The 20,029-nt window shown below is 57.3% G+C and carries 3 protein-coding genes; 1 reads left to right on the forward strand and 2 read right to left on the reverse strand.

Annotated elements, in window-relative coordinates; translation table 11 throughout:
• Positions 1-4: 4 nt before the first annotated feature.
• Together WKJ03_RS09780 and WKJ03_RS09785 are read right to left on the reverse strand one after the other, a co-directional pair.
• On the reverse strand, positions 5-1,090 hold the full coding sequence (locus WKJ03_RS09780) for a DUF481 domain-containing protein (RefSeq protein ID WP_337842010.1): 1,086 nt from the start codon (positions 1,088-1,090) through the stop codon (positions 5-7).
• 87 nt (positions 1,091-1,177) lie between these two features.
• The gene (locus tag WKJ03_RS09785) at positions 1,178-1,738 is read right to left on the reverse strand and encodes a DUF697 domain-containing protein (RefSeq protein ID WP_337842011.1); all 561 of its coding nucleotides are present in this window, start codon (positions 1,736-1,738) and stop codon (positions 1,178-1,180) included.
• A 401-nt stretch (positions 1,739-2,139) separates the two neighbouring features.
• Between WKJ03_RS09785 and WKJ03_RS09790 the strand changes: the two genes are divergently transcribed.
• Entirely contained in the window at positions 2,140-20,028 is a 17,889-nt protein-coding gene (locus WKJ03_RS09790) for an amino acid adenylation domain-containing protein (protein ID WP_337842012.1), read from the forward strand.
• Position 20,029 lies beyond the last annotated feature (1 nt).

A 20,029-nucleotide genomic window follows, 5' to 3' on the forward strand; every position in this document is an offset into this window, starting at 1 on the left:
TCTGTTACTGAAATGTGGCTCTGATGCTCAGGCTATTGCTGGTGTCCGAGTCTTTTACGTTTAGCCAGGGCAAACTGTCTTTTTCGTAGCTGTAGTTGTACAGCAATGAAATGGCCGCGCTGATCTGATATTCCAGACCCAACATCAATTGCAAAGTCGATTTATTTTCTTCATTGACCACGCAGTAACTGGCTGTCGCGGAAAAGCTGTACAGACAAGCCGGATTGACCGCTTCCCCTGCAAGACTGGGCGCGAATTCAGGCATATCGTCCAGACTGTACACCCAACTCAGGCTTTGGTTCAGGTTGATCCGATCCGACAGTTTCCAGGTCAGTTCCTGCACCGCATAAGTCACGGCGTAATCCAACGAGCTGACACCTGTCAATACGGTTTGAGATCGCACAAATTTGTCGTCCTGATACCCCCCTGCCAGCATAGTGCTTAACGTCACATGCTGATTATTCACCAGATGCGCGCCTGCGCCGGCATAGAGAACCTGCTGCAAATCAAGCAACTGGCTGGTGTCCTGCTGTGCTATATAGCCCAGCTGGCCATACCAGGTCTGGTTGAAATCGTAACGGCCGCCATAGTTGAACGCATACTTTTTGGTGTCCAGTGCAACGATACCGGACTGTTTCACATCGTCTTTCTGATAAATCAGGCTGAGTAAATTGGTCCAGGCGGCATAACGGGAAAAATAGTTGGCACTGAGATCGTATTGCTCACCTTCAACATTGCCGTCCATCAGTTCAAGATCGGCGCTTAGCTGAGCCACATGCCACCATTGTTGTTTCGGCTGGCCGCCGTAGTAAGAGCTGGCGAACCACCATTTCCCTGGAGGGGGCGCAGTTTCTGCTGCCGCTGCAGTTTCAGCCACAGGCGCTGCTGCTGTGCTGTGGCTGGTTGCAGTGGCGGCCTGACATTCAGGGAGTTTGGCTTGTGTGCGACAGCGTTCAATCTGCATTAATTGCTGATACAGCTTGGGATTTTGTTGCTTCAGGTACCCTATATCAATACTTTGTGCTGCAGCTGACACAGAAAACCCGCTGCAACACAGCGCCACCAGGCTCAACCCCTTGCCATTGTTCATCACCACTCCGCAATTCAGTGTTTTACTAAAAATCCTTCTTGGGCAGAAACCTGCCTTCAAAAGGAAGGTTCAGCCCGTAAAGCCGGATTATTTGGCTGCTTTTTTGGCGCTTTCAGCCACTTGTTTGCCAATTTCAAACTCTTTGACAAAAAAGGCTTTCATTGCCGCGACATCAAAATCAAGGAAAGTCCCGCCTGAAGCGAAGTGACGGTCAAACACCCGGCCTATGGCATAAGTTGATGCTCCACCGAGGATTGACATAGTGATGGCTCCGGTAGTCTGGCCGATCAGCGGAATGGCTTTTATCAGACTGGCGACCGGCTGCACTATGGCCACTGGAATAAAGCCGCTGACCAGAGAGCCAATAATGGCTTTGCCTTTCGCTTCCGAAAATTCAATTTTGTATTTTTCTGCTAACTGACTCAGCATCTTCAGCTGAATGGCCGTCAAGCCAATAAAATCAACCCAGGGAATTGGAATTAACCCTACCCCTGCGGCGGCATAAGTATGATGACGGACTATGCTTTCTGCATCGGAATCACCGGCCTTTGCGCTTTGCGGATCGGGTTGTGATGTTGCAGCAGCCTGCTCTGCTGTACCGGCCTGACTGGCGTCCCTGGCTGACGCGGCTGCTTTGGTAGTTGCCATCTTCATATCCCTCGTAAGTTATTGGGTTTGAAAACCTCATGTTAAACAAAGAGTTCTAACGACTGCTCAGTAAATATACACAGGGTTCAGAATTTTGTAGTTTTTTTTTTCCTCAATTTGACAAGCCTCGGTTTTACTCGACTAAGCTGGTATGGCTTCGACAAGCACCAATGTTGCGGCTGACGGGCGCCAGAGGTGAATCAGGTTGTCAGCAGAAAATTTGCCACAATTTCGTTTACAGATTTGCCTTCAGCACAAATATTCACTAATTTGAAACAAATAGCGGATACAACAAGAAACAAATGTAGTTAAAACAAATACAAATAACAAGATTCGCTTTTATCAGAAATAATGCAGTTGTGAAGCGTCTCTGAGCCATCAGACAGGAGAGAAGAATTAATATGGCCCTGAGCAGCAGTTCTGAAGAGTTAGTTTTCCAGTGTTTCGCCAGTCCTCTCAGCCCTCATAATAATGCCATTCTGATCTACCGGTTGTCCGGTCCTCTGGACGTCGGGGATTTTTTACAGGGATGCCTGCATTATCTGGATTTAACTCTGGCAGAAAGACGGGATCTGGACACTGCCTACCGTCCTTCGGAGCAAAACACCACAGCTGCGGATTATCTTCAGTACCTGGACAGTATCGATCCGAATTGTTGCATTTATGAGTACATCAAACAGCTGACCAGTCAACCCTACGACTTGTCCTCCGCTATTCAGCCTCACCTTTTTTTGCTGCGCCAGGATACCAGCCTGCACTATTTTGTCGTCAATACCTTTGAGTTTGAGCTGACTGCACCTTTGTCACGTTGGTTGCTGCAGCAAATCTGGCAACATTGTTCAGACGCCGGCCAGGAGTTACAGCCGACGCTGGTCTGGCCCGAACAGGAACTGCAGCAGGAGCCGCCGCCATCGCCACAACAACTGGACTATTGGCGTCAGCAGTTGGACGGTATTCCGCTCTTTACCCCGCTGCCATTGCAACCGGAGCGGTCTGGTCGTTTTGTATCAAGGCAGTTCGGCTGGCCCCTGGCTGAGCTTCAGACCTGGCAACAACTGGCGGAGCAGCTGGACACAGAAGTAATGCCTTTGTTGGCCGCAGCGTTCAGCTGCAGCCTGGGTTTATTGATTGGTCAGTCACAGTTGCTGATCTCTGCACGGGATCTGAGCCGGTTAAGCCTGCAGCCGCTGGCGAGCAGCCTGCCACTGCGCTGTGATTTGCGTGCCGGTTCAGTGCAAGCGCAGAGCCAGGCATTGATTGAGCAGTTCCGTCAGGCCAGACAGCAGGGCTTGTCTGCATTAACTGCAGTGCTGCTGGAAAAACGTCAACACTGTGGGTCCGGCGCTGGCCTGAACATAGATTTTTCCCAAACCCTGCTGTCTGAGCTCGAATTGAGCGCTGACCCCGTGGCGGTCGCCCCTGTGCCTGTGCCCTGGACCACCACCGAAGATTACGATCTGTCCTTGCAGTTTGAACTGGCTGCTGACCACTGGCATTTTCAGTTACTGGCCAATGCAGCGCACTTCTGTGCGGACGATTTATCAGCTTTACAACAACAGATGCAGGACTTTGGCCTGGAGTTAGCCGCCCAGCTTTCCCAAGCGTCGTCGGTCCGGGGACTCTGTCTGCATCAGTGCTTTCAGCAGAGAGCACAGCAAAAACCTCATCAGTTGGCGCTGGTGGATGGCAATACAAAGCTGAGTTACCGCCAGTTAGATCAGTTAAGTGACCAGCTGGCCGCCTTGCTGCACACCAAACTTGCCTCTGCAGGACCTGTGACCGACCAGCCGGTGTTGTTAATGCTCAGCCGCAGCTGGCATGCCATTGTCGCCATGTTGGCGGTTCTCAAGGCAGGCGCGGCTTATGTGCCGCTGGACCCGGATGTGCCGGCCGAACGGCTGCAATACATAGCGTCGGACTGCCAGGCCGCTTTGTTGCTGACTGAAACCGCGTTGCAACACCTGGCACCGACCGGGCCTGAAGTGTTATCTGTTGATCAGTGGCTGAATGCGGCACTGGCCCAGTCTGACCGCATTCAGCCGGACCACAGTCCCGCCATCCCGGCAGTGGCCAGTCCCGGCCAGCTGGCGTATATCCTCTACACCTCCGGCACCACAGGCCAGCCCAAAGGGGTGATGGTGGAACACCGGAGTATCCTCAATACGCTGGAAGCACTGCGCCCGCTGTATGCGGTGCCGGGGGCCCGGGTGGCGGCCTTCACCAGTTTTGTGTTTGATGTGTCAGTGTCGGAAATTTTTGCCACCTTGCTGGCGGGCAATACCTTACATCTGCTGAGCCAGCCGGTGCGCCAGGACGCTTATCTGTTGTCGCAGTACCTGAAGCAACACAACATTCATCTGGTGTATTTGCCACCGGCCATGCTTGCGGTGTTGCCCCGGGTGCCTTACCCGGCCTTGTGTCAGATTATTTTTGCCGGCGAACCCTGCGATCAGAAAGTCGGTGCCTATTTTGCGGCGCGTTATGCCTTGTACAACTACTATGGCCCCACCGAAACCAGTATTTATGCCACTGGCAAAAGGGTGGATCCGGCTGACGTCAATGAAATAGGTTATGCGCTGCCGAATATCTGTGCTTATGTGCTGGATGAGCAGTTGCGCCCTGTCGCCATTGGTGCCACTGGTGAGTTGTACCTGTCGGGTCCGGGCCTGGCCCGGGGCTATCTGAATAAACCCCAACAAACAGCTCAGAGTTTTATTGCCAATCCTTATGCAGCACAACATACCGACCCCGCCCAGCACAGCAGGCTCTACAAAACCGGTGATTTAGTGCGCTCCGCCGCCGATGGCAACCTGAAGTACCTGGGCCGCAATGACTTCCAGGTCAAAATTCACGGTTTCCGTATTGAGTTGGGTGAAATTGAAGCGGCTTTATCAGCGCTGGACCCCACAGGCCAATGCCTGGTGCTGGTCAAAGAACGTAACGGACTGAAACGGCTGGTGGCTTATTACCAGGCGTTGCAGGCCGTCGACGAACAATGGCTGCGCGGGCAACTGGCCAAACGGCTGCCCGGTTATATGTTGCCGCATTATTTTGTTGCACTGCAGGCGTTTCCGCTGAACACCAACGGCAAAATTGATCGTCAGTTGCTGCCGGAGCCCAACTGGCCACGCCATGTCGGTGCCGTGCCACAAAATGCGCAGGAGCAACAAATGCTGGCATTGTGGCAACAGGTGCTGCAGTCCGATCAGTTTGGTGTCACCGATAACTTCTTTTTGGCCGGTGGCGATTCGTTAGCAGCAATGCGGCTGTCCCTGTTATTGCGGCAACACCAATTTGCTGCCAGCACGGCACTGCTGTATCAGCACAACACAGTGCGTTCTTTGTGTCAGCACCTGCACCAGGCCGAGCAGCAGCCACTACGGTATCAGGCGCTGGTGCCGGACCAGCTCAATGAAATGCAGCAGTTGATTTTAAACCACCAGTTGCTGACCAGCCCTGTGGTGTATAACGAAAACCTGAGCATTGATTTTGCCGGTATGGCGCTGTGCGAACAGGCGCTGCAGCAGGCGCTGCGCCGTTTTATCAACCATCATCCGGCGCTGCGGCTTTGTGTTGACGACGATTTGCGCCATTACAGCACCAGCGCGCCGCTGGAACTTGGCCCTGTGCTGCTGCATGAAGTGCTGCCCGACGCACTGGAGCCTGCACAACAGGAACAGCATTACCAACAACGCCTGAGTCACTGGCTGAACCGGCCCTTTGATTTGCAACAAGGGCCTTTGTACCGTTTTGTCCTGTTCAGCCGGCAACAACTGCCGTGCAAGCTGGTGTTTATCCACCACCATCTGATTGGCGATGGCGAAGCCATGTACAACCTTTTTGTGCCGCAGCTGTACGCCTTGCTCAAAGACCCTTTGGCCACCTTGCCGCCTCAGGCCGGGCAGCCGATGTTACCGGCACCATTGGCGCCGGACCCGGCCTGGCTGGCCGCCTTGCAGCGGGTTGATCTGTTCCAGGGCAAACGCAGCAGCCAAAGCGACGGCCTGTTTTTGCGTTATGCCTTCAGCACCGAACAGACCCGCCAACTGGAACAGCTGGCCTGGCACCATAAAATCAGCCTGTATGCACTGCTGCAAAGCCTGGTGGCTGTGCTGGTCTGTAAATTTTCCGGCCAGAGCCGCTTTAGCCTGGGGGGCGTCAAATCGGCCCGTGGCCTTGGCACCGACGGTCTGTATGGCAATTTTTTGTGTAATGACATCAGCCACTGCGAGCTGAATGCCCAACAAAGTTTTATTCAGCTGGCAAAAGAGCGTTTCGCCGACATTCAGCAGCGGCTCGATCAGTTTTTCAGTTACCAGTTGCTGCTGGAAAGGCTGCGCCAGGACGGTGAACCGGACGACCGCCTGCCCGGGGTTTATCTGACGCTCGAACCCAAAAGCAACATTGAGCTGCCCTGGCGCATCAGTCAGAACGATGCGTTACCGGCGCAGGTCAAATACCCGCTGTATTTTGAGTTTGATCATCAGCAGCAGTTATTGTTACGGCTGGAATACCGCACTTGTGTATACAGCACAGCGCAGGCCGAACAGCTGCTGCAGGCCCTCTGTCTGCTGACCGACCAGTGCCTGAGTGCGCCGCACAGCAGCCTGGCCGCCTTGCAGGTGCTGCCGGCAGCACAGCGGCAGGCCTTGCTCGCACCACCAACTGCAACCCCCGCCATCCCAGAAGAACAGCTGCTGCAGCTGTGGCAGCAGTCAGTCAGCCGCTTTGGCACTCAGACGGCGATCCACAGCAACGAAGGCCAATGGACTTACCAGCAGCTGGACCGCGAGTCCAGCCAGCTGGCGCTGCTGATCCGCCAGCAGATCGAGGTCAGTCCCGATGACCTGATCGCCTTGTTGTTGCCCCGGGGCTGGCACACAGTACTGGCCATTCTGGCGGTGTTAAAAGCCGGCGCCGCTTATGTGCCTGTGGATGTCAGTTACCCGGCCGAACGCATCGGGTTTATTTTGCAGGACACCGCCGCGCCTTTAGTGCTGACCAGCAGCGCTTTTACCGCGCAGCTCACTGGGTACCAGGGCAAATGCCTGGTGCTGGATCAGGCCGACTGGTCAACGCTGGATCCGGCTCAACTGCAGGTGACGGTGACACCGGCGCAACTGGCTTATGTGATTTACACCTCAGGCAGCACAGGCAAACCCAAAGGGGTGTTGCTGGAGCATCGCCAGGTAGCCCGGTTGCTGCGGGCCAGCGAAGCAAATTACGGTTTTAACAACCAGGACGTCTGGTGCCTGTTTCATTCCTATGTGTTTGACTTCAGTGTCTGGGAGCTTTGGGGCGCTTTGGCCTACGGCGGCACCCTGCTGATCCCAAGCCTGGCTCAGGTGCAGGACACTGAGCAGTTTGTGCAGTTTTGTGCGACACATGGCCTGACGGTGCTGAACCAGACCCCTTCGGCTTTTTATAACTTCAGCGCCGAGGCCTGCCGTCATGAGCGGCTGAAGGCCTTGCGTTATGTCATTTTTGGCGGTGAAGCGCTGAATCTGGTGCAGCTGACCGGCTGGTTCAGTCATTACGGGGATCAGCAGCCCTTGCTGGTCAATATGTATGGCATCACAGAAACCACAGTGCATGTGACCTATAAAGCCATCCACCTTGGGGATATAGGCGAATTGTCGCTGATTGGCCGGCCTTTGGCCGATTTGCAGGCCCTGGTGCTGGATGCAGAGCTGCAGCCGGTGCCCGCCGGTGTCACAGGGGAGCTGTATATTTCCGGCGCTGGCCTGGCGCGCGGCTACCTGAACAGGCCCGAGCTGACCGCCGAGCGTTTTATCCGTCACCCCTACCCGACACCAGGTTTTGAACGCCTGTATAAAACCGGCGACTTGGCCCGTTACAACGCCGAAGGCGAACTGGATTACAGCGGCCGGATCGACAATCAGGTGAAGATCCGTGGTTACCGTATTGAACTGGGTGAAATTGAAGCGGCCTTGTCCGCCATCAGCGGCATCAGCCAGTGCCTGGTGCTGGCCAGAGAAACCCCGTCCGGCAAAGTGCTGGTGGCCTATTACCGGGCTGATCAGACTTTAGATCCCTCTCAGCTGGCCGGGCGGCTCAGCCAGAGTCTGCCGCCTCATATGGTGCCTGTGCATTACCTGCAGGTGGACGAATTCCGCCTCACCGTCAACGGCAAACTGGACCGCAACGCTTTGCCGGCCCCTGTCGTCAGCCACAGCACAAAACGGGTCGCCCCGGTCAGTCCACAGGAGCAGCAGGCCTGTGCCATCTGGCAGGAGGAACTGGCGGTACCACAGATTGGCCTGACCGATGATTTTTTCCGCAGTGGTGGTGATTCCATCAGTGCCATCCGGGTGGTGGCACGGCTCAAAGCGCTGGGGCTTGGCATTTCAGTGCGGGATATTTTTCAGCACCGCACCATAGCCGCTTTACTGGCTCAGGCCAGCCAGCTCAGTCAGGACCAGCCGCCAGCTTACCAGCCGTTCTCTTTGGTCAGCCCACAGGTGCGCCAGCCTTTTCATTTGGCCTTGGACGATCTGTACCCGGCCACCCAGCTGCAACAGGGCATGTTTGTTGAAACCGAAAAAAATGCCGCCGTGTACCACAATATTGAAGTGAACCTGGTGACTCAGCCTTTTGACGAAGCCCGTTTTGTCCGGGTCTGGCAACAACTGGTCGACAAACATCAGTTGCTGCGTGCCAGTTACCACAAAGACCCGGCTTTGGGTTACCTGACGCTGGTGCACAGCAGCCTGTCCGTGCAGCACAAAATAACGCAGTACCAGGACTACTCCAGCGCTTATCAGCAGGAACTGCAGACCCCCATTCCGACCGACCAAGCCGGTTTATTCCGCCTCGCGCTGGTAAAAGAGCCCCAGCAGTTCCGCCTGCTGTTTACCTCACACCATGCCATTGAAGATGGCTGGAGTGTGGCGTCCCTGCTCAGTGAATTTATCCACTGCTACAGCCAGGATCTGGTCCCCCAGAGCGGCCATGCGCTGAGCTTTGCGCATTATGTGCAGCAGGAGCTGCAGGCGCTTTCAGACCCACAACAGCGCCAGTTCTGGGTTACTTACCTCAAGGGCTATGAGCCAGGCCAGCTGCAGCTGCGAGACAGCAAACCAGCAGCGGCTGAACCTGTGCTGCTGGAAGTCAGCCACCCGCTGAGCGCAGCCCAATGCCAGCAGGCACTGCAGCTGGCCTTTGCCCAGTCTGTGCCGGTGGACAGCCTGTTTCTGGCGCCTTATTTCACGCTGTTGCAGCTTTTTACCGACAGCAGCGATCTCTGTGTCGGTTTGGTGGTCAATAACAGACTGGAGCAATTGGGAGGCGACAGCCAGTTCGGCCTGCATTTAAATACCATGCCGCTGCGTATTCAGCTTGAGCAGGCGCAAACCACAGCCAACAGCAGCCATGCCTTAGTAACGGCCATTCAGCAGCAACGGCTGCAGCTGATGCCCTACAAAGTCTACCCTTACAGCCAGGTGAAAATTGATTTGGCGCAGGAACAGGATTTATACCAGGCGGCTTTTAACTACATTCACTTTTATCAGAAGCAGCAAACCTTGGCTAACACCGGCGCCAGGCTGCTGGATGTGCAGGCCATTACCAATATACCGCTGGCGCTGGTGGTCAGCCGCGACGGCGATCAGTTTGAACTGAGCTTGCAAGGCCACAGCCACTGTGTCGACCAGCCCCACCTGCAGTTAATGTTGCAGCATTATTTGCATCAGCTGCAGCAGTTGCTGGACCAGGGCCAGGTGACAGAGCTGCTGACCCCCACCCATCGCAGCGCACTGCTGGCCAGCCAGCAGCCGGATTTACCACCGGCTCCGGCTCTGCTGCACAGCTGGTCGGATGCGGTGCGCCGCTTCGGCACCGCTGTTGCCGTGCAGGATGCACAGGACACATTAAGTTTCGAGGCGCTGGACCGTCAGTCTTGTGCGCTGGCCGCGCAGCTGCAGCCGCTGTTGCAACAGAGCCCAGCCACGAAAGCCGGCAGCCAGCCCCTGGTGGCCGTGCTGACCAGACGCCACAACCAGATGCTGGTGGCGATACTGGCCGTACTGAAAACCGGGGCTGCTTATGTGCCTGTTGACCCGGCCTACCCGGCCGACCGTATTCAATTTATGCTGCAGGATTGTGGCGCCAGTCTGCTGCTGGGTGAAGCGCGTTGGCTTTCGCTGCGCCAGCATGCTCCAGAACTGCCCTGGCTGACCCTGGATGCGCCGCTGCCACAGTCCGGCGGCGACAGCTTCCGGCAAGTCACTGTACCTGCCGAAGCACTGGTGAATGTGATTTACACCTCAGGCACCACAGGCCGGCCCAAAGGCGTGATGGTGCAGCAGCAAGGCCTGATCAATCTGATCCAAAATCAGCAGCAGCTGTTTCAGCTAAACCCGTCCGATCGGGTGCTGCAGTTTGCGTCCTTCAGCTTTGACGCCGCCAGCTGGGAGATTTTTGCCACTTTGCTCAGCGGGGCCCGGCTGGTGATTTGCCCCGATTCCTGCAAAGAAAATCCCGCCGCTTTGCTGCAGCTGCTGGAGCAGCAGCAGATCAGCGTCGCCACCTTGCCACCGGCTTTGCTGAACCTGATGCCAGAGCACGAGCTGCCGGCTCTGCGGCTGCTGATCGTGGCCGGCGAAGCCACGCCCGAGGAGACGATGCGTCGCTGGAGCCAGGGCCGTCAACTGGTGAATGCCTATGGCCCGACTGAAACCACTGTCTGCAGCACAGTGCATTTTTATCAGGCCGGCGACAGTGCCAGCCGTATTGGCCGGGCTTTGGCCGGGTTGCACTGTTATGTGCTGACCAGCCAGGGCGGGCTTGCACCTTACGGTGTACCCGGCGAGCTCTGTGTGTCTGGCATTGGTATTGCCAAAGGATATTTGCACCGGCCAGAGCTGACGGAAGAACGTTTTGTTGCCAACCCTTTTGACCTGCGGCCCGAGCACCAGCGGCTGTACCGCACCGGCGATAAAGTCCGGCTCTTGCTGGACGGCAGCCTGGATTATCTGGGTCGTATCGATCATCAGGTGAAAATCCGCGGTCACAGGGTGGAGCTGACGGAAATAGAAGCTGTGGTCAGGCAATACCCCGGCGTGGGTCAGGCTGCGGCTGTGGTGCGCCAACTGCAGGACCAACAGGTACTGGCGGCTTATCTGACGTCAGAACCTATTGCCCCTGCACAGGAAGATATGCTGCTGACCAACTGGAATCAGGTGTATGAAGCCGAATACGGTAAAAAAACCGCGGCCGACCTGAACCAGGCCGATTTTGATGGCTGGAACAGCTCCTACACAGGCCAGCCGGTTGAGCTGAAAGCAATGCACGAATGGCGCGATGCGACAGTAGCGCGCATTCTGGCCCAGCAGCCCCGCCGTATTCTGGAATTGGGATCAGGCGCGGGTTTGTTGTTTTATCCGCTGCTGAGCGCCGTTGACTTTTATTTTGCCACTGACTTCTCGGCGCAGGCCATTGCCAAGCTGCGTTTTGGTGCCCGTGAACTGGCGGCAGAGCACAAAACCGCTTTTGCCGTCTGTGATGCCGCATCCTTTATCCAGGTGCTGGAGGACTATCAGCCGGACCTGATAATTATCAACTCAGTGGTGCAGTACTTTCCGTCCCGCGACTACCTGCTGCAGGTGCTGCGCCACTGCGAAACCCTGCTGGCTGGCCGGGGCAAAGTCTTTCTGGGCGATCTGCGTGATCAGCGCCTGCTGGAGCAGTTCCACTACAGCATTGCCCGCTACCGCCTGCCTGACGCAGCGGAACCTCAACTGCGCCAGCTGGCACAACAGCTGCAATTAAAAGACAAAGAGCTGCTGATAGCACCGCAGTTTTTCCTGCAGCCCCAGCTTTGGCCACAGTGCCGGGTGGATTTGCGGTTAAAAGCCGGTCAGCAGTCGTCCGAAATGCTGGACTACCGCTACGACGTGCTGCTGGATTTCAGTGAGACCAGCCAAAGCCCGGCCGCTCCAGCGCTGCCAGCGCGGTTCTATTTTTCAAAAAACCTGCAGCTGGCAGAGTTGTGCCCGCAGCACCAAAGTGGTTTTGTCGTGCATCATTACCCAAACCTGCGGCTCTACCCCAGCTACCTGCAGCACAGCAACCAGCCCGCCGATGAGGCACTGTCCCAGGTGCTGAATTACCATCAATTGCAACAACTGGCGCAACACCACCAGCTTGACTTTTATGCGCTGCCCGAGCCGGACCATATCGCCTGTATGACGCTGGTATTCAGCCGGAATCAGGCAGCGCTTTGCAGCCGCTCGCTGTTTCAGTCGCCAGAGCTGCCGCTGGCGCATTGGGTGCGTGAACCTTACTACCCGCTGGATCTGCAGGCAATTCGCCAGTTCCTTGAACAGCGGCTGCCCGCTTATATGGTGCCCAATCATCTGGTGCAGCTGGAGCGGCTGCCCCTGACCGCCAATGGCAAGCTGGACCGCAAGGCCTTGCCTGAACCTGATACCGGCCTGCAGCACTGTGGTTATCAGGCGCCTGTGACTGAGTTGGAGCAGCAGTTGTGCCGGCTGTGGCAGGAAGTGCTGGGGGTGGCACGGGTCGGAACTCAGGACGACTTCTTCCAGCTGGGTGGTCATTCGATTCTGGCGATCCGGCTGGTGCAACGTATTGCCGAGCAGGTGCAGCGAGAGCTGACAGTGGCCGCTTTGTTTGAACACCGCACCATAGCGGCTTTAATTGAGCATGGGTTGCACCGCCAGCAGCTGCAGATCCAACCAGCGGCTTCCGATGAAAAACCCCTGTCTTTTGCCCAAAACCGGCTTTGGTTTTTGGAGCAGTACGACCCGGACAACGGCGCTTACCATATTCCGCTGTGGTTAAAACTGCACAGCGCCGATACAAGCTGGCTGCCACCTGTGCTGCACCGCCTGGTGGAGCGCCATCAGGTGCTGCGTTCTGTCTACCGCCCTGCGGGTGACAGCACCGTGCTGCAGCTGGAGCCGGTCAGCCAGTTTAGCCTGCAGCAGTTGCAACTGGAGCCGGATCAGCTGGAAGCCCGGGTGCAGGCCTGCATCGGACAACCTTTTGCGTTACAGCAGCAGTTGCCAATCCGGGCTACTGTGCTTCAGGCCGGGCCAGACTGTTATTTGCTGCTGGTGATCCACCATATTGCCTTTGATGGCTGGAGCGTTGATCTGCTGCAGCATGAACTGGCGCTGGGCTACCAGCAGTATCAGCAGCACCAGCCGCTGCTGCCGGACGAGTTGCCACTGCAATACAGCGACTTTGCGCTGTGGCAACAGCAGTTTTTATCCGGCCCTGAGCTGAAACGCCAGCTGGCATATTGGCAACAGCAACTGCAGGGGTTCAGCCCGCTGCAACTGCCGTTGCAACATCAACGCCCGAAAAACTTTGATTACCGCGGCGCTGATCTGCAATGGTCTTTACCGGCCGGGCTCAGCCAGCAATTGCTGAAACTGGCCAAAGAGCAGCAGATCACCGCCAACAGTTTATTGTTGGCGGCCTACAAACTGCTGTTGTTTAAATACACAGGGCAACAGGATCTGCTGCTCGGCGTGCCCGTTGCCAACCGGCATTACGCCGGAACTCAGTCGATCATTGGCTTTTTTGTCAACGCACTGCCGGTGCGATGCCTGCTGGACCCGGCACAAAGTTTTACCAGCTGGGCCCAGTTGGTACACCAGCAACTGGTGCAGGCGCAAGGCCATCAGGATGTGCCTTTTGAACTCATTGTTGACAGCCTGCAGCTGGAGCGTGACAGCAGCCGCCATCCGGTGTTTCAACTGATGTTTGCGCTGCAAAACTTTGGACAGACGCCGCATGAGCCCTTTGAGCGGCTGGACACCAGCGCCTTGTACCCTGTAGCCAAACATGATTTGACCTGGTTTATCCGCCAGCAGCAGGACCAGCTGGTGCTGGAGCTGAATTACGCCAGTTCTTTATTCAGCGCTGGTTTTATCCGGCAAATGGCCGCCAGTTACCAGTTGCTGCTGGAGCAGCTGGTGACCACACCACAGCAGGCGCTGCGGCACTTCTCCCTGGCGCAGCAGGCCCTGCTGCCTTCTGCACTGACCCCCAGGCAGTGGCCAGAACAGCATCTGCTTGAGTTCTGGCAGCAGCGGCTGGCGCAACAGCCAGCACAGCTCGCCCTCTGTGAAGGCACAACCAGCCTGAGCGTGGCCGAACTTGATCAGCAGGCCAACCGGCTGGCGCAGCAGCTGATACGCCATATCCGCCTGGGTCAAACAGCGACACAGGCTCTGGCAGGCAACCCGACCGCCCTTTGGCCTGACCCTGTGGCGATTTGTCTGCCGCGCAGCCCGCACATGCTGGTGGCCCTGCTGGCCTGCCTGAAACTGGGCCTGCCTTACCTGCCGGTGGACCCTCAGACACCGGCAGGCCGGGTCGCTTTTATGCTGCAGGACAGTCACGCCCGGTTGCTGCTGACCCAGGCTTCATTGCTGGCCCTGTTACCAGCACCTGAGAGTCTGGCCTGCACAGTGCTCTGTATGGACACTCTGGAACAGCAGCCTGACGACGGAGCCGCAAGCCAGGCTCCGGTCATGCTGAGCGGGGCGGCGGCCGATCAGCTGGTGTATATGCTGTACACCTCTGGCACCACAGGCCAACCCAAAGGGGTGCTGGTGTCGCAGCAAAATCTGGTCAATTATCTGGCCAACCTGCGGCAGCACCAGGTGCTGGACGGCCAGAAAGTGGATTTTTCCTCCAGCCTGGCCTTTGACCTGAGTGTTACCACCAGCCTGGCCGCCTTGTTGTTAGGTGCCCCAATCCAGATCTTCCGTGAGGAACAAAAATACCTCGATCAGTACAGCCAGCATTTGCGTCAGCATCAGATCAGTTTTGCCAAATTGGTGCCCAGTCTGGCTGAACAGCTGTTTTTGCAGTACCCGGAGCTGCAGCTGGAGGTGCTGATGCTGGGTGGTGAGAAACTCAAAGCCAGCACCAAAGCCTTGTTGCAGCGTCACTGCAAACGGCTGCTTGATGAGTACGGCCCGACCGAAACCACTGTAGGTGCCTGTCTGGCCGATTTAAGCCGGGATCAGGGCATAGGCAGGCCTTATCAGAATATCCTGCCTTATGTGCTGGATGCGCAGATGCAGCCATTGCCACCTGGCGTCTGGGGTGAGTTGTATCTGGCCGGCTGGAGTGTGGCTTTGGGTTACCTGAACCGACCTGAACTGACAGCACAGCGCTTTTTGCCGAACCCCTTTTGTCAGCAACCCGGATTTGACCGGCTGTACCGCACCGGCGATCTGGTGCGTTATCTGGAGTCTGGTGAGCTGGAGTATCAGGCCAGAACCGACAGCCAGGTGAAACTGCGGGGTTACCGCATTGAACTGGCGGAAATTGAAGCGGCGCTGCTGGCACAGCCCGGCATCCGCCAGGCCCTGGTGCTGCTGCGTCAACTGCAGCCGGAGTCAGACCAGCGCAGCGGGCAGCTGCTGGTCGCTTATTATGTTGCTGAGCAGCCACAACAGAGCGAACAGCTGCACAGAGCGCTGGCTCAACTGTTGCCACACTATATGTTGCCTGGTGCTTTTGTCGCACTGCCCGCGTTGCCACTGACCCTGAACGGCAAACTGGATGAACGGCAGTTACCGGCACCGGACCTGCTGGCCCAAAGCCAAACGGCGGCCGACACCCCTGTGGAGCAGCAGCTGTTGACTATCTGGCAACAGTGCCTTGGGGCGCCGGAACTTGGAGTGGAGCAGGATTTTTTCCGCGCCGGTGGCGATTCCATTTTATCCATCAGCCTGGTATCCAGGTTACGTCAGGCCGGTTTTGCCGTCACAGTGCGGCAGATTTTTGACTGCCGCACTGTCCGGGCTTTGGCCCGCGAGTTGTCAGCGCAGCCCATGCACTCAGCCCAAGCACAGATCAGCAGCCAGCTGCCGGCTCAGTATGGGCTGCTGCCGGTTCAGCACTGGTTTTTCCAGCAGCTGGAACAAGGGCTGCTGCCTGAACCCCAGCACTGGAACCAGAGCTTTTTTATCCGGGTGCCCAGGCTGGACCCTAGCCGTCTGCAACAGGCACTGAATGCCTTACTGAAGCGCCAGCCTCAGCTCTGTGCCCGTTTTGCCCGGGATCCGCAGGGCCGGTGGCAGCACCAGTTCAGGCCGGACAGCGGGCTGACACTGACCTTGCTCAAGGCCAAAAATCAGACCGGGCTGCAACAGTCTCTGAACCAGCTGCAACAACGCCTGAATTTTATCGAAGGGCCACTGCTGCACGTTGCTTATATAGAACTGGCGGACCAGGCGGAACAGCCCCTGCTGTTTATCTGCGCCCACCACCTGCTGCTGGATGCAGTGTCCTGGCGTATTATCGCTTCGGATCTGGCCGCTTTGTACCAGCAGCAGAGCCCGGCGCCAGTTCGCAGTCAGTACCCGGACTGGGTCGCTTATCTGGCCGCCTATCCGGCGCAGCAGCCACAGGAAGCCGCGTATTGGCAGCAACAACAAAGTGCATTACAGGAAGCATTGCAGCAGTTGCCGGCCATCAGCACAGCCTGGCTTGACTACCAGATCGATTTCAGTCCGGCCTTGACCCAGGCCCTGCTGGGGCCAGCCCATCAGGCGTACGACAGCCAGGTGAACGACCTGCTGCTGACGGCCCTGTATCAGGCCATGGGCTTGTGTTTTGGTAACCAGACGCTGGCGCTGACCATGGAAAGCCACGGCCGCCATGCCCTGCCGGGCGCACCAGATTGTGGCCATACGGTGGGCTGGTACACCAGCCTGTACCCTGTCTGTCTGAAGACTGATCTGGCCCCAGAGGCGAACCCGGATTGGGGGCAGTTGCTGCGTTGTGTGAAACAACAGCTGCGTCAGGTACCGAACCAGGGCCTGGGTTTTGGCGCTTTTGCCAGCGCACTGCAGCTGGAATTGCCGCCTGTACAGCTGAACTACCTTGGAGTGCTGGACGCGGACCAGAACGATGGCCAGCTCTGGACAGTGCAGCTGGACCAGCTGTCCGAAGGCCTGTCGCCGCAGAATCAGTCGCCGCTCTGGTTGTCTTTGAATGGCGCCGTCGAACAGGGTTGCCTGAGTTTCAGCCTGCGCAGCCGTTTTCCGGCTCCCCAGAGCGAACAACTCGCCGCCGGATTTCAGCGGGCACTGGAGGCGCTGGTGGACCATTGCCTGGCACAGCCAGTTGCCAGCCTGGCGCAGCAGGTGCCGGCCGATTTTGGTCTGCCCTGTTCCCTGGCCCATTATGACCAGCTGCTGCGCCGTCAGAGGCTTGAAGCAATCTGGCCTGCCAGCTCGTTGCAGCAGGGTTTTATTGCCCATATGCTGGCCCAACCGGACGATGATGCCTACCGCGTGCAATTGCTGCTGGACTATCCCAATGAACTCAATACCTGCTGTTACCAGCAAGCCTGGCAGTTGGCGGTGCAGCATTACCCGGCTCTCAGAACCAGTTTTGACTGGACTGAACAGCCGTTGCAACTGGTGCACCCCAAGGCTCAGGCGCAGTTTGAACTGCTGGATTTCAGCGACCAGCCCCAGCCTGAACGGCAACTGACGCTGCTGCAGCAACAAGACCGGCTGTTGCCTTTTGACTTAAGCCGGCCCTGCCCGCTGCGGCTGTATCTGGTGCGCCTGGCGCCGGCTCATTATGCGCTGCTGCGCAGTGAACACCACAGCATCAGCGACGGCTGGAGTGGCAGCCGTCTGATGGAGTTTGTTCATCAGTGTTACCTGGCGTTGTGTCAGGGGCAAACCCCATCCCATGAACAGGACCACAGCTGGCACCAGGCGCAGCGTTATATGCAGCGCCAGCAACAGGCGGCGTTGGCACAGTGGCAACACTGGCTGCCGGATGAACGCACCGATCTGTCAGCGCTGTTTGACCTGTGCTCTGGCCAAAGCGCTGAGCCACTGCCAGTGACTCAGGTTGCGTCTGTGCAACGCAGCCTGGATCTGGAGGCGCTGCAACACAGCTGTCGTGAACAGGGCATCACCCTGAACAGCCTGCTGCAGTTTGGCTGGCATCATCTGCTGGCCCGTTACTGTTTCAGCCCCAGCACTGTGGTGGGCACCACACTGGCTGGCCGCGCTTTGCCTGTGCCAGGCATAGAGCACAGCGTTGGCCTTTATATCAATACCCTGCCGCTGCAACTGCATTGGGATCAAGGCCTGACCGTGCTGCAACAACTGCAGCAGATAGGGCTGCAGGTGGCGCAGATGAACCAGTGCTCTTTTGTCAACCTCGCCAGCCTGCAACGTGGCCGTGGCCGCCTGTTTGACTCCATTGTGGTCTTTGAAAACTACCCCGATGTGGAAAGCCCGGCGGCACTGCCGTTCAGTTACCGCGCTGCAATAGAAAAAGTCAATTACCCCCTGGTGCTGGTGGCCTGGCAACAGCAGGGTCAGCTGCAGCTGAAACTGGATTACAGCAGCAGCCATCTGTCGGCTGGCCGCGCTGAGCTGCTGTTAAGTCAGTTGCAGCAACTGCTGTTGTCCTTGCCTGACCAGTTGCAGAGCCCGGTGACCCAGCTTCGCAGCGGTCAGACAGACGTCATCTGTTTACAGGGCCCGCAGCGTGCATTGCCAACCCTGCATTGGCTGCCATGGTTTGAGCAGAGCGCCCGGCTTTATGCCAGCCAGCCGGCGCTGTTGTCCGGACAGCAACAGCTCAGCTATGCACAGCTGAACCAGGCAGCCAACAGGTTGGCGCACTACCTGCTGACAGAACTGCAACCTGCACAGGATGCAGTGATCGCCCTCTGCATGGACAAGTCCCTGCAGATGGTGATCGCCATACTGGCCATTCAAAAAGCCGGCGCCGCTTACCTGCCGCTGGCCCCGGATGCACCGGCGCAACGCCTGCAGTACATGCTGACCGACAGTCAGGCTCTGGTGGTGCTGGCGGACGCTGGTGCAGCGGCACGGCTGGAGAAGCTGAGTTCAGCTGCAGTCTGGTGCCTGGATCAGCTGGATCTAGGGTCCTGCCCGGACCACAACCCGGCGCTGGAGCGGCGCGCCACAGATTTGGCTTACCTCATCTACACCTCGGGCACCAGCGGTCAACCCAAAGGGGTGCAGATTGAACAGGCTGGTCTGGTGAATATCTGTGCGTCGCAGCAGCAGACGCTGGGGCTGAGCCCACAAAGCCGGATACTGCAGTTTTCCAACTATGTATTTGATGCCTCAGTCTATGAAATTTTCCCGGCGCTCTGTTCTGGTGCCAGCCTGCATCTGTTACCCACGGCGCTGCAAACCGATCTGCCGGCGCTGGAGCAGTACCTCTGCCAGCACAGTATCAGCCATGCTTTTATCAGCACCGCTGTGCTGAAGCAGTTGCCGGACTTATCCTGCAGCGCGTTGCAGCTGTTGTACACAGGTGGCGAAGCGTTGCAGGGGCTGCGCCGTTTGCCGCATTGCCGCCTGCTGAATCAGTACGGCCCGACCGAAGTCAGCGTCTGTTCGCTGCAGGCCGAGGTCGGGTCTCTGACCGATATTCCGATAGGCCGGCCTGTGCAAAACTGCCGCGCTTATCTGCTGGACCCCTGGCAACAACCGGCGCTGCCGGGCGCTGTCGCCGAGTTGTATTTAAGTGGGCCTGGCCTGGCACGGGGGTACCTGAACCAACCGGAGCTTGAACAGCAGGTGTTTTTGGCCAACCCCTTCAGCCAGGACAGCGACTACAGGCGTCTGTACAAAACCGGTGATTTGGTGCGTCAGGCCGCCGATGGTCAGCTGCATTACCTGGGCCGGCGCGATCAACAGGTGAAAATCCGGGGCTACCGTATTGAGCTGGCTGAAATTGAGCTGCAGATCCGCACACTGGCGCCTGAACTCAATGTCTGGATCCACCCCTGGCAACAGGGGCAACAACAACTGCTGGTCGCCTATTACCTGGCCGGTACTGAAGTGGACTTGCCTGAGCTGCAGGCTGGCTTGTGCAACCTCTTGCCGGATTATATGCGCCCAGCCGCCTGGGTGGCCCTGACGCAATTGCCATTCACTGCCAGCGGCAAAGTAGATAAAGCAGCCTTGCCTGCGCCTGAATTTAACCACAGCAGCGCAGCGCCTGAAACTGAACTGCAGCGCCAGCTGCACCAGTGCTGGCAGCAGTTGTTGAATGTGCCCGCCTTGGGTATTGATGACGACTTCTACCAGTTGGGCGGCGATTCGATCCTGGCGATCCGGCTGACTCAGCTGATCAATCAGCAACTTCACCTGACAGGCCAGGCCAGGCTGAATGTGGCCGCTGTATTGCAGCAAAAAACCATCAGGGCACTGGCGCTGACGCTGCAACAGCAATCACCACCAGAGACGATGGACAGCGGGGAGATTTAAC

The sequence above is a fragment of the Rheinheimera sp. genome (genome assembly GCF_037442525.1).
Lineage (GTDB): Bacteria > Pseudomonadota > Gammaproteobacteria > Enterobacterales > Alteromonadaceae > Pararheinheimera.